Raw genomic sequence first — 12,419 nt, 5'->3', positions numbered from 1 at the left:
AGTCGACGTTGTCCATGCTGCCGTAGCGGTCGGCGGCGTAGTTGCAGGCGGCGACGATGTTGGCGACGGGGTCGGTGAGGTCGTCGGGGGTGCCCTTGACGTGGTACTGGTCGAAGGTGGGCTGGATGACCTGGAGGAGTCCCTTGGAGGGGATGCCCTTCTGGGCGTTGATGTCCCAGTCGTTGACGGCGTCGGGGTCGCCTGCGGATTCGCGGATGATGTTGCGCTTGATGCCGTCGTAGCTGCCGGGGATGTCGTGCTTGGCCATGACGGCGCGGGCCTCGCGGATCCAGCCGTCGAGGTTGTCCGCGTACTTGCCCTTGCCCTCGCCCTTGCCCTTGCCCTCGCCCTTGCCCTTGCTGTTGTCCTTGCTCTTGCTGTTGTCCTTGGCGGCCTTGTCCGCGCTCTGCTCGGCCTGGGTGGCCTGGGTGGTCAGGTGCTGGGCGGTGGCGGCGGCCCGGTGGGCGGCCGGGGAGGCGGCGTCGGGCTGGGCGGCGTGGGCGGTGCCGGTCAGGGCGGTGGCGGCGATACCGGCCGCACCCAGGACGGTCAGGCCGCTGACGGCCGCACGACGGGTGGGACGGACGGCGGTCAGGGTGCTCAGGGTGGTGCGCATGGGGAAGGGGGGGCCTTTCGCGTGGGGGACGTGACGCCGCACCCGGCACGCGGCTGCCGGTCGTGTGGTTGCGCGGCGTGGGGCCCACCGTGCGCAAGACACCCCCCACCCCGGCAAACATGTGACCTACGACCCGGCCTAGTCCCCCACACCAGGCCCGGGATGCTGTCCCCGCACCCACCCCGATACCGGCATTCCGGACATACGAGGGCGGGTCGTACGTGACCTGGAGCCTATGGGCGGCCTCACACCACCCACCCGTCGCCGCCACCGAGGGTGAGCGCGTTCTTCGCGACGGTGAGGGACTCCTCCGAGGGCCCCTGGCCCGGGTTCTCGGTGGCGAGGGCCTGGTTGAGGGCGACAAAGGGGCGCATGCGCTCCTCGTACCGGAGCAGCGCGTCGGCGACCGACGCGGGGGACGCGCTCAGCTCGCGGGCGAGGACGTACGCACCGACCAGCGCGAGGCTGGTGCCCTGGCCGGAGAGCGGCGAGGGGCAGTACCCGGCGTCGCCGACCAGTGCGACACGGCCCCGCGTCCAGTGGTCCATGCGGACCTGCGCCATGGCGGCGAAGTAGAAGTCGGGGGCGGTGCGCATCGCTTCCAGCAGGGTGCCGGTGTCTCCGCCGAGAGAGGCCATGTTCTCGGCCAGCAGCGCCTTCTGCTGCGCGGTGTCGCGGTGGTCGTAGTCGAGCGGCGGCGACATGAAGCCGAGCGTGGCGCGCAGCTCGGTGTTCCCGCGGACGGGGTAGAGGCAGTAGCTCGCCTGCTCGTTCCGGACCCACACCTGCCAGTTGTCGAGCCCCGGGAAGTTGTCCGTGCTGAAGACGGCGACATGGGCACCGAGGTGGTGGAGGTGCTGGCCGGACTCGGAGCCGAAGGCGAGTCGGCGCACTCCGGAGCGCAGGCCGTCCGCTCCTACGACGAGGGAGAAGGTCCGGCTCAGACCGCTCGCGAAGGTGACGTGGACGCCGCCTTCCTCCGGGTCGGACTGGTCGAGGGCGGCGATGGAGTCGCCGAACAGGAATGCGGCACCGCCTGCGTCATCCGCGTCGTCCGCGTCGTCCGCGTCCGCGCGGACCCGCCGGTGGAGCAGTTCGGTCAGGTCCTCCCGCAGGATTTCGATGTCGTCGCTGTCGAGCCGACCGCTGCTGTAGGTCATCTCGGTGGAGCGCCACAGTTCGTTGCCGTCGCTGTCGTGCATCGACATGCCGCGCATCCGGGTGCGGGCCCGGCGCGCGTCGGCGAGGAGGCCCATCCGGTCGAGCACGTCGAGCGCGACTCCGCGCACGTCGACGGCGTGTCCCCCGGGCCGCACCGAGGGCGCCCGCTCGACGACCGTGGGCGCGAATCCTGCCCGGCGCAGCCAGTGGGCGAGCGCGAGTCCGGCGACTCCGGCACCGGAGATCAGAACGTTCCGCATGGCGACTCCCTGCACTGCTGGACGCAGGTGCTGTACGACGTACGCGCTCCTGCGGCGCACTCCCTGCACGCGATGCTGAATGTACGGCGTACACAGCACCTTTCCCATCGGCAGCACGCTCACCTGTACTAGCACAGAAAGCCAGAGTTCCCGCCCAAGTCGCTGCTAACCTCTGTCCTAGTACAGGTGACAGGGAGGAGCAGTCGTGGCGCAGCTCACACCGCCATACGCGCGGATCGCTGCCGATCTGCGGCGCCGCATCGCCGGGGGAGAGCTCGCGCCCGGCGACCGGGTGCCCTCGACCCGGCAGCTCGCCCGCGAGTGGAACGTCGCCCTGGCCACCGCGACCAAGGCACTGACCGCACTGCGCCAGGACGGACTCGTGCAGGCCCGGCCGCGGGTGGGCACGGTGGTCGCTCCACGGAGCCGCCGCCCGGCGCAGCCCGACCGCCCCGCGCCCTCCGGGGGCCCGGCAACCGCGGTCGGCGATCCGGCAGCGGGTGCGCAGCAGCGCGCCGACCGGGAGCTGTCCCAGGAACGCGTCGTCCGCGTGGCGGTCGGGATCGCCGACGCCGAGGGGCTCGCCGCACTGTCGATGCGGAGCGTCGCGGCCCGCCTGGGCGCGGCGACGATGGCGGCCTACCGCTATGTGCACAGCAAGGACGAGCTGATCCTGCTGATGGCGGACACCGTCTTCGGCGAACTGCGGCTGCCGCCGCATCCCGCGGCCGGGCCGGCGCCCGAAGGCTGGCGGGACCGGCTGGAGCTGGGCGCCCGAGCCCTGTGGCGCGTGCACCGGGCCCACCCCTGGCTGGCCCAGATCGGCCCGCTCACCCGCCCGTTGCTGCTGCCCAACCTGCTGACGTACTCGGAGTGGATGCTCGGCACGCTGGACGGCTGCGGGCTCGCCCCGGCCACCGCGCTCGACCTGAACGCCCTGCTCTACAGCCATGTGCTGGGGCTGGCCATCCAGCGCGAACGGGAGACCGCCGCGGAGAGCAGCACCGGCCTGACGGAGGACGCCTGGATGGTGCAGCAGGCGGCCACTCTCGCGTCGCTGACGGCCTCCGGCGCCTACCCGGCCTTCGCGCGCCTCCTCGACGCGCTCGGGGACGACGGCTACGACCTGCGTCTGGACGGGCTCTTCGAGACCGGGCTCGCCGCCATGCTCGACGGCGTGGCCCGGCTCGTCGAGGGGCCGTAATCCGCTCGCGCCCGCTCCCGGGCCTCGGCACCCTTGGACCATGGAAGCCGACATCTGGCCGCTGTACGGCCTGCGCCTGGCAACTCCGCGCCTGGAGCTGCGTCTTCCGGACGACCGGGCCCTCACCGAACTGGCGCGGCTCGCCTCCGGGGGCGTGCATGACGACTCCGAGATGCCCTTCAGCGTCCCGTGGACCGCCGCGCCTCCGGCCGACCGCGCCCGCGGCTGCTTCCAGCACGTTCTGAGCACCATCGCCGGCTGGCGGCCGGAGGACTGGACGCTGAGCCTCGCCGTCCTGCACCGGGGCCGGGTGATCGGACGGCAGGATCTGAGCAGCACCGACTTCGCCGTCGTACGGGAGACGCACACCGGCTCCTGGCTGGGCGTGGAGCACCAGGGCCGGGGTTTCGGCACCGAGATGCGCGCCGCTGCACTGCATCTGGCGTTCGACGGGCTCGGAGCGCACAGCAGCCTCTCGGCCGCGATGACGGACAACCCGCGCTCGCGGCGGGTCTCGGAGAAGCTGGGCTACCGGCCGGACGGCCTGCTGACCGAGTCCGTGCTGGGCCGGGCCCGCACTCTCGAGCGGCTCCGGCTCGACCGGGCCGGATGGGAGGCGCACCGCGCGGTGCCGGTGGAGACCGCGGGACTCGGCGCCGCCGCTCTGGCACTCTTCGGAGTCCGCGCGCCGGGCGTGCCGGACGCGGACGCAGCAGCACCGGACTGACGAACCCCCGAGCGAGAGGACCGCGTCATGACCACGCCGAGCAAGGGCCACACGATCACCGTCGAGGAGGGCACCGAACGCGTGCGCGTCGTCACCCGCGACGGCCGGGTGCTGGCGGAGAGCAGCCGACCGCTGCTGCTGCGCGAGACCGGCTACCCGGTGCGGTACTACCTGCCGCCCGAGGACGTCCGCACCGATCTGCTCGCGCCGTCCGACACCCGCACCCGCTGCCCCTTCAAGGGCACCGCCTCGTACTGGTCGCTGGCCGACGGTACGGCCCAGGACGTCGCCTGGTCCTACCCCGAACCCCACGACCAGGTGGCGGCCATCGAGAAGCACCTCTGCTTCCCGGACGTCCAGCTCGGCTGACGGCCGGCGGCCGGCGGCCGGCGGCCGGCGGCCGGCGGCCGATGCGGCCGACAGCCGGACTCCGGAGTCGCTCAGCCGAAGTCCCGAGCCGGTGCCGGACCCAGCCGGACAGCCGGAAGGGCGGGCACCCCGCGGGGTGCTCGCCCTTCCGCCGCCCTCGGCGGGCGGTACTGCCTGGTGCGGCTCGGACTCAGAAGTCCATGCCGCCCATGCCACCGGCGGCAGCCGCGTCGGCGCCCGCGGCGGCCTTCTCCGGCTTGTCGGCGATGACGGCCTCGGTGGTGAGGAAGAGCGCCGCGATGGAGGCGGCGTTCTGCAGCGCGGAGCGCGTCACCTTGGCCGGGTCGAGGATGCCCTCGGCGATCATGTCGACGTACTCGCCGGTCGCCGCGTTCAGACCGTGGCCCGGGGTCAGGTTGCGCACCTTCTCCACGATGACGCCGCCCTCGAGGCCGGCGTTGACCGCGATCTGCTTGAGCGGGGCTTCCAGAGCCAGCTTGACGGCGGCGGCACCGGTGGCCTCGTCGCCCGCCAGGTCCAGCTTCTCGAAGACCGAGGAAGCCTGCAGCAGGGCGACGCCACCGCCGGCGACGATGCCCTCCTCGACGGCCGCCTTCGCGTTGCGGACGGCGTCCTCGATGCGGTGCTTGCGCTCCTTGAGCTCGACCTCGGTGGCGGCACCGGCCTTGATGACGGCCACGCCGCCGGCCAGCTTCGCCAGCCGCTCCTGGAGCTTCTCGCGGTCGTAGTCCGAGTCGCTGTTCTCGATCTCGGCGCGGATCTGGTTGACCCGGCCGGCGACCTGGTCGCTGTCGCCCGCACCGTCGACGATGGTGGTCTCGTCCTTGGTGATCTGGACCTTGCGCGCCCGGCCCAGCAGGTCGAGGCCCGCGTTCTCCAGCTTGAGGCCGACCTCCTCGGAGATGACCTGACCGCCGGTGAGGATGGCGATGTCGTTGAGCATCGCCTTGCGGCGGTCGCCGAAGCCCGGAGCCTTGACGGCGACGGACTTGAAGGTGCCGCGGATCTTGTTGACGACCAGCGTGGACAGGGCCTCGCCCTCGACGTCCTCCGCGATGATCAGCAGCGGCTTGCCCGACTGCATGACCTTCTCCAGCAGCGGAAGGAGGTCCTTCACGTTGCTGATCTTGGAGTTGACGATGAGGATGTAGGGGTCCTCGAGCTCCGCCTCCATGCGCTCCATGTCGGTGGCGAAGTAGGCGGAGATGTAGCCCTTGTCGAAGCGCATGCCCTCGGTGAGCTCCAGCTCGAGCCCGAAGGTCTGCGACTCCTCGACGGTGATGACGCCTTCCTTGCCGACCTTGTCCATGGCCTCGGCGATCAGCTCACCGATCTGGGTGTCGGCCGCGGAGATGGAGGCGGTGGAGGCGATCTGCTCCTTGGTCTCCACGTCCTTCGCCTGCTCCAGCAGAGCGGCGGAGACAGCCTCGGTGGCCTGCTCGATACCGCGCTTGAGGGCCATCGGGTTGGCACCCGCGGCGACGTTGCGCAGACCCTCGCGGACGAGCGCCTGGGCGAGCACGGTGGCGGTCGTCGTGCCGTCACCGGCGACGTCGTCCGTCTTCTTGGCGACCTCCTTGACCAGCTCGGCGCCGATCTTCTCGTAGGAGTCCTCGAGCTCGATCTCCTTGGCGATGGAGACACCGTCGTTGGTGATCGTGGGGGCGCCCCACTTCTTCTCCAGAACGACGTTGCGGCCCTTGGGGCCGAGCGTGACCTTGACGGCGTCGGCAAGCTGGTTCATGCCACGCTCAAGACCGCGCCGCGCCTCCTCGTCAAAGGCGATGATCTTGGCCATGTGGGTTGGTCCTCCCTGGCTTCCCCCATGCGTCGAGCGCAAGGGGAGGGTTGGATTTCTCCGGACCGCGTGGCGCCCGCGACGGACGGCCTGAGACCCGGCGGTTCCTTCCCCACCCGGTTGCGGCCTCACCGACCCGGTCCTTCTTTGTCACTCTCACTCGCAGAGTGCTAACCCAATGATTAGCACTCGGGCATGGAGAGTGCAAGCGACGCCGGAGGCGTCTCCGTGAGGGGTGGTGGTCGGGCGACGGAGGGGGCGCAAGCGGCACTGAGGGCGCCCCCGGCCGGGGGCGGCGAAGTCACCTGCGGCCCGGGAAGCGGAACCCGGGAGCAGACCCGGGCCCCCGCGGAAGCCGAGCCCCCAGCGGACGGCGGACGGCGGACGGCGGACGGCGGACGGCGGACGCGACAGCAGACAGCAGACAGCGGAGAAGGGGCCGCACCCTCGGGCGCGACCCCTTCTCCGCTGTGTCTGCAGCTCTGCGCAGTCCGGCGACACTCAGCCGGTCACGCGGACCATGTCCGCCTGCGGCCCCTTCTGACCCTGCGAAATCTCGAACTCGACCCGCTGCCCTTCGTCGAGAGTGCGGTAACCGTCCATCTGGATCGCGCTGTAGTGGACGAACACGTCCGCACCACCGTCGACCGCGATGAAGCCGTACCCCTTCTCCGCGTTGAACCACTTGACGGTGCCCTGAGCCATTCCTAACTCCCCTATTACTGGCCCTTGCGCGAGCCCGCACTTCGCGAACCCGGGTCAGACCTCACCCCCACGAGCAAGCGGGGGCGTGCGCCGGAACGCGTCGACCGCCGCTGAATGTATCTGCACGGACGCCCTGTGCAACAGGTCAATCGGACGAGAATTCTGGGCACGGCTGATCGGAAATAGGCCGCAACTGGGCCTGAAGCAGGGCAAGTCGGGCCAGACATTTGGAGCCTTCGCGACAATTGCCGTCCGGTTTTCGACCGTAACTTGTCCCGTTGTCGTCGCGACGCTGTCCCGTCCTCGTCCGTGCCCGCCGCGGTCTGCGCGGCGGTCGGGCGGGTGCCGGGTGGGGGGAACTTCCGTCACTCTACCGTCTCCCGAAACACGGAATCGCCCCCTCCGATTTTCTCCGGAGGGGGCGATCCCACGGCGTAAGCCCTGCTGACGGTGGCCCCGGACACAGCAACCCGACGGCGGTCCGGCAGTGGTCCGGCAGTGGTCCGGCGGCGGACGACCAGGCTGACCGGCCGGGCAGCGGCGGCCCGGTCAGCCGCCGGCGACCGCCGGAATGATGGAGACGCCGGTGCCGTCCGGGGTGGGGGTCTGCAGCCCCTGTTCGAAGCGGACGTCGTCGTCGTTCACGTAGACGTTGACGAAGCGGCGCAGCTTCCCGGCGTCGTCCAGGACCCGGGCGGAGATGCCCGTGTGGTTCTTCTCCAGGTCCGCCAGCACCTCGGCGAGGGTCCCGCCCTCGGCGCTGACCTCGGCCTGGCCGCCCGTGTAGGTGCGGAGGATGGTGGGGATCCGGACGTTGACGCTCATGTCGATCTTCCTCACGTGTTGGGGGACGCGTCCCAGGGGCCCGTTCCGGCACTCCCGGTACGGAACACCGGGCAAACACCGGGGGGCGGATTTCAGCCGTTCGAGGCGCTGCGGGCCTGCGAGGCCCGCGGTCGTTCGAGGGGCCGTGGCGCTCCCGGGGCCGCGCGCCCCGGGAGACCCCGGTCAGGCCAGACCGGCCTCGCGGAAGGCGGCCAGGTTGGGGCGGATCACGGCGGTGGGCCGGGCCGTGGCGGCCACGGCGTCGAGGGTCTTGAGTCCGTCGCCGGTGTTCAGGACGACCGTCGTGAGCGTCGGGTCGATGGCACCGGACTCGATCAGCTTGCGGGTCACGCCCAGCGTGACGCCCCCGGCCGTCTCCGCGAACACCCCTTCGGTCCGGGCGAGCAGCGCGATCGACTCCACGATCTCGGCGTCGTTCACGTCGTCGGCGGCGCCGCCCGTACGCGTGCAGATGTCGACCACGTACGGCCCGTCCGCCGGGTCCCCGATGGCCAGCGACTTGGCGATGGTGTCCGGCTGCTTCACCGGGCGGACGGCGCCGGTGCCGTCCTTGTACGCGCGGGACACCGGCGAGCAGCCCTCGGCCTGCGCGGCGTAGATGCGGTACGGCTTGTCCTCGACGAGCCCGAGCCGGATCAGCTCCCGCAGCCCCTTGTCGATCTTCACGAGCTGGCAGCCGGAGGCGACGGGGATGACGAGCTGGTCGGGCAGCCGCCAGCCGAGCTGCTCGCAGATCTCGTACGCCAGTGACTTCGAGCCCTCGGCGTAGAACGGCCGCAGATTGACGTTCGTGAACCCCCAGCCCTCGCCCAGCGGGTCGCCGATGAGCTCGGAGCAGAAGCGGTTCACATCGTCGTAGGTGCCGTCGATCGCGACGAGTTCGCCGCCGTAGATCGCGGCCATCACCACCTTGGACTGCTCCAGCCCGTCCGGGATGAACACGCACGAGCGCAGCCCGGCCCGGGCGGCGGCGGCACCCACCGCACCGGCCAGGTTGCCGGTCGAGGAGCAGGAGAGGGTGCTGAACCCGAAGGCGCGCGCCGCCTCCAGGGCGATGGCGACCGGGCGGTCCTTGAAGGAGTGGGTGGGGTTGCCGGAGTCGTCCTTGACGTAGAGACCGCCGGTCACGCCCAGTTCGGCGGCGAGCCGGTCGGCCTTCACCAACTGGGTCAGGCCGGGGTTCAGGTTCGGCTTCTCGGCGACGTCGGCCGGCACCGGCAGCAGCGGCGCGTAGCGCCACATCGAGGCGGGCCCGGCGGCGATGCGCCGCCGCAGCTCCTCCGGGTCGCCGGAGGGGAGCTCGTAGGCCACTTCGAGCGGGCCGAAACACTCCAGGCACACGAAGCTGGGGCCCAGCTCGGTACGGGTGCCGCACTCACGACAGGAGAGGGCCACTGCGGCGCCGAGGTCGTAGGGGGCGCTTCCGGCGGTGCCGGTGGAGGTGGTGCTGTTCGCTGCAACTGTCTGCACAGCCATGGAGGCGAGGCCCTTTCTCCTCATCTTCCCCGTGGCGTATCTCGTCACGGGCCGGAATTGGCACCGTCCCCACGAGGCGGTCTCGCCTTTGAGTCCGCTTACGCGCGGATCGCGGGATGGTTGCCGGGGCTTCAACGGGCCGTTCCCTCTGCCCCTCTGGATGAGCTGCACTATGGCTACGGGCGGCCGACAGCCGCCCGGCGTTTGTGTCGCGGCGACCCCGAGATGCGGAGGTCACCTGCGTTGTTCAAGACTGTAACCGACGGCGGTCACGCTTGAGGGGGACGTCCGAACCGCGAGATGGATCTTCCACCGCGCATCCTCCCCGGTCCGGGGCCGTAACGGCACCGCCTGGCACGCCTCGGCCCGCCCGGGACCCGACCAGCCCGACCGACAGACCGACCAGCACGACCGACCAGCACGACCGACCGGACCGACCGGCCGGCACGACCGACCAGCCCGACCAGCCCGACCAGCCCGACCAGCCCGACCAGCCCGACCAGCCCGACCAGCCCGACCAGCCCGACTACAGATCCCACCGGACCGGCTACAGGAAGGCACGCACGTGCTCGACGAAGTGGGCCGCTGGCTGCGGCGCCGTTCCTGGCGCGTCGCGGACCGGCCACTGGAGGACCTGCTGGCGGCCAAGCGCCGCACCGGCACCACCGTCAGCGTGGTGCTGCCCGCGCTCGACGAGGAGGCCACCGTCGGCGACATCGTCTCGGTGATCCGCCGCGAACTGGCCTCGCCGCACCCCGGCACCGGGACCGCGCTGGTGGACGAGCTGATCGTGATGAACTCCGGCTCCACCGACCGGACCGCCGAGGTCGCGGCGGCGGCCGGGGCCGAGGTGGTCCACCGGGACGAGGTGCTGCCCAGGCTGCCGCCGCGCCCCGGCAAGGGCGAGGTGCTGTGGCGCTCCCTGCTGGCGACCAGCGGCGACATCGTCTGCTTCGTCGACGCCGACCTGCGCGAGTTCTCGCCGGACTTCGTCACCGGCATCGTCGGGCCGCTGCTGACCGAACCGGACGTGCACCTGGTCAAGGCGATGTACGACCGGCCGCTGCGGAACGACCCGGCAGGCGGTGGGCGGGTGACCGAGCTGGTGGCGCGTCCGCTGCTGAATCTGCACTGGCCCCGGCTGGCCGGCCTCGTCCAGCCGCTGGGCGGCGAGTACGCGGCACGCCGCTCGCTGCTGGAGCGGCTGCCGTTCCCGGTGGGCTACGGGGTGGAGCTGGCGCTGCTGGTCGACACGCTGGAGCTGGCGGGTCTGGACGCACTGGCCCAGGTCGACGTGGGGGTCCGGCTGCACCGCAACCAGGACGGGCAGGCACTCGGCCGGATGGCGACCGCCATCCACGCGGCGGCCGAGCGCCGCATCGCCCGGGGCCCGGCGACGGTGGACGGTACGCGCGGCGGGATCGAGGCGCTGTCGGGCGGCACGGCGCTGACCCAGTTCGAGCGGGACGGGACCGGGTGCTTCGTTCCCCGCGGCCACCTGGTGGACGTGGAGGAGCGCCCTCCGATGTGCACCGTGCCCGAGTACGGGCAGCGGATGGCGGCATGAGCGGCCCGGAGGTACCCCTGTCCGTGTTCGGGGGACGACGGGCACGTTTGAGCGGTTTCGGCGGCGGCTAGGCTCGCGGCATGGTCGCTGGAGGAACATCGCCCGGAGCAGCACCGCAGGGAGCAGGGGAAGCGCCGCGGCAGGCCAGGGGAACCCCGGCGCGGGTGCTGGTGGCCTCCAACCGCGGTCCGGTGTCCTACACGCGCGCGGAGGACGGCACGCTCTCCGCCAGGCGCGGGGGCGGCGGGCTGGTCTCCGGACTGTCCGCCATCGGCCCGGAGGCGGACGCGCTGTGGGTGTGCGCCGCGCTCGGCGACGGCGACCGCGAGGCGGCCAGGTCGGCGCAGGGACGGCTGGACACCGGGGACACCGGCGGGCAGCCGGTGCGGATGCTGGACATCCCCTCCGGCACCTTCGAGGCGGCCTACCACGGCATCGCCAACTCCGTACTGTGGTTCACCCACCACATGCTGTACCACACGCCGCTGGAGCCCGTCTTCGACGAGGACTTCAGCGGTCAGTGGGCCGGTTACGAGGCGTACAACGCCGCTTTCGCGGACGCGCTGGCGCAGGAGGCCGCCGACGGTGCCGCCGTCCTGGTGCAGGACTACCATCTCGCGCTGGTCCCCGGCATGCTCCGCGCACGCCGCCCCGACCTGCGGATCGGCCATTTCTCGCACACACCGTGGGCGCCCGCCGACTACTTCCGGCTGCTCCCGGACGACGTCGCCGCGCAGGTGCTGGCCGGCATGCTGGGCGCCGACCGCACCGCGTTCCTGACCGCGCGCTGGGCCCGGCTGTTCGCCGAGTGCTGCGCGCGGGTGCTGGGCGCGACGGTCGAGGGCGGCGGCCCGCCGCGCGAGGACGCCGCGCCGGAGGGCCTCTCCTCGGACGACGCCGCACCGGAGGACTTCTCGCTGACGGTGACCTACGAGGGCCGTACGACACATGTCGGGGTGCATCCGCTGGGTGCGGACGGCGACTTCCTGCGCGAACGGGCGCACCGGAGCGACGTCGCCGACCGGCTGGCGCAGTTGCGCGACCAGGTGGGCACGGGCCCGGACGGGGCCCCGCGCCGGGTCCTGGTCCGGGTGGACCGCACCGAGCTGTCCAAGAACATCGTCCGGGGGCTGTACGCCTACCGGCGGCTGCTGGCCGACCGCCCCGAGTGGCGGGAGCGCGTCGTCCACCTCGCGTTCGCCTACCCCTCGCGGCAGGACCTCGCCGTCTACCGGGACTACACGGCCGAGGTGAGCCGGGTCGCCGAGGAGATCAACCGGGAGTTCGGGACCGGCGGCTGGACGCCGGTCGTGCTGCATGTGAAGGACGACTTCGCGAGGTCGCTGGCCGCCTACCGGATGGCGGACGTCGCGCTGGTGAACCCCGTACGGGACGGGATGAACCTGGTGGCCAAGGAGGTCCCCGTGGTCTCGGACGCGGGCTGCGTGCTGGTGCTCTCCCGGGAGGCGGGCGCCCATGAGGAACTCGCGCCCGACGTGCTGTCCGTGAACCCGTTCGACGTGCGGGAGACGGCGGCCGCCCTGCACTCCGCGCTGGAGGCGGACCCGGCCGACCGCGCGGAGCGGACCCGCCGACTGGCCGCGACGGCCACCTCCCGGCCGCCCGCCCGCTGGTTCCTCGACCAGTTGGAGGCGCTGCCCGGCTGATC

General features: G+C 71.9%; 11 protein-coding genes and 1 riboswitch. Of the genes, 5 read left to right on the top strand and 6 right to left on the bottom strand.

Annotated elements, in window-relative coordinates; genetic code table 11:
- Both BMX65_RS28850 and BMX65_RS28845 read right to left on the bottom strand, forming a co-directional pair.
- Window positions 1-616: transglycosylase SLT domain-containing protein (locus tag BMX65_RS28850; RefSeq protein WP_075003292.1), on the bottom strand; the 616-nt coding region annotated here is incomplete at its 3' end.
- A 245-nt stretch (window positions 617-861) separates the two neighbouring features.
- Window positions 862-2,037, bottom strand: coding sequence for an FAD-dependent monooxygenase (locus BMX65_RS28845; RefSeq protein ID WP_075003291.1), 1,176 nt, complete (start codon window positions 2,035-2,037; stop codon window positions 862-864).
- A 205-nt stretch (window positions 2,038-2,242) separates the two neighbouring features.
- Here BMX65_RS28845 and BMX65_RS28840 point away from each other — a divergent pair, with 205 nt between their 5' ends.
- From BMX65_RS28840 to BMX65_RS28830, 3 genes are read left to right on the top strand one after another with little or no spacing between them, the layout of a single operon-like run.
- Entirely contained in the window at window positions 2,243-3,241 is a 999-nt protein-coding gene (locus BMX65_RS28840; RefSeq protein ID WP_075003290.1) for a TetR/AcrR family transcriptional regulator C-terminal domain-containing protein, read from the top strand.
- 40 nt (window positions 3,242-3,281) lie between these two features.
- The gene (locus BMX65_RS28835) at window positions 3,282-3,968 is read left to right on the top strand and encodes a GNAT family N-acetyltransferase (RefSeq protein WP_075003289.1); all 687 of its coding nucleotides are present in this window, start codon (window positions 3,282-3,284) and stop codon (window positions 3,966-3,968) included.
- A gap of 27 nt (window positions 3,969-3,995) precedes the next feature.
- Window positions 3,996-4,337, top strand: a complete 342-nt coding sequence (locus tag BMX65_RS28830) for a DUF427 domain-containing protein (protein ID WP_075003288.1) — start codon at window positions 3,996-3,998, stop codon at window positions 4,335-4,337.
- A gap of 190 nt (window positions 4,338-4,527) precedes the next feature.
- On the opposite strand, the gene groL is transcribed toward BMX65_RS28830, so the two are convergent.
- From groL to thrC, 4 genes are all read right to left on the bottom strand, one after another.
- Complete coding sequence (groL, locus tag BMX65_RS28825; RefSeq protein WP_019355143.1) at window positions 4,528-6,156, bottom strand: chaperonin GroEL; 1,629 nt, start codon at window positions 6,154-6,156, stop codon at window positions 4,528-4,530.
- 501 nt (window positions 6,157-6,657) lie between these two features.
- On the bottom strand, window positions 6,658-6,861 hold the full coding sequence (locus BMX65_RS28820) for a cold-shock protein (protein WP_016472377.1): 204 nt from the start codon (window positions 6,859-6,861) through the stop codon (window positions 6,658-6,660).
- Window positions 6,862-7,410: 549 nt separating this feature from the next.
- The gene (locus tag BMX65_RS28815; RefSeq protein WP_019355144.1) at window positions 7,411-7,686 is read right to left on the bottom strand and encodes a MoaD/ThiS family protein; all 276 of its coding nucleotides are present in this window, start codon (window positions 7,684-7,686) and stop codon (window positions 7,411-7,413) included.
- 183 nt (window positions 7,687-7,869) lie between these two features.
- Complete coding sequence (thrC, locus tag BMX65_RS28810; RefSeq protein WP_177214372.1) at window positions 7,870-9,183, bottom strand: threonine synthase; 1,314 nt, start codon at window positions 9,181-9,183, stop codon at window positions 7,870-7,872.
- 17 nt (window positions 9,184-9,200) lie between these two features.
- Window positions 9,201-9,350: riboswitch (SAM riboswitch) on the bottom strand.
- Between the two features lie 398 nt (window positions 9,351-9,748).
- On the opposite strand from thrC, the gene BMX65_RS28805 reads away from it, so the two are divergent.
- Together BMX65_RS28805 and BMX65_RS28800 are read left to right on the top strand one after the other, a co-directional pair.
- Complete coding sequence (locus BMX65_RS28805; protein ID WP_075003286.1) at window positions 9,749-10,750, top strand: glucosyl-3-phosphoglycerate synthase; 1,002 nt, start codon at window positions 9,749-9,751, stop codon at window positions 10,748-10,750.
- An 80-nt stretch (window positions 10,751-10,830) separates the two neighbouring features.
- The gene (locus BMX65_RS28800; RefSeq protein ID WP_239502301.1) at window positions 10,831-12,417 is read left to right on the top strand and encodes an alpha,alpha-trehalose-phosphate synthase (UDP-forming); all 1,587 of its coding nucleotides are present in this window, start codon (window positions 10,831-10,833) and stop codon (window positions 12,415-12,417) included.
- Window positions 12,418-12,419 lie beyond the last annotated feature (2 nt).

Source organism: Streptomyces qinglanensis, assembly GCF_900111245.1.
GTDB lineage: Bacteria > Actinomycetota > Actinomycetes > Streptomycetales > Streptomycetaceae > Streptomyces > Streptomyces qinglanensis.
Note: the sequence above shows the minus strand (reverse complement) of the source record. Positions and strands in the feature narration are given on the sequence as shown.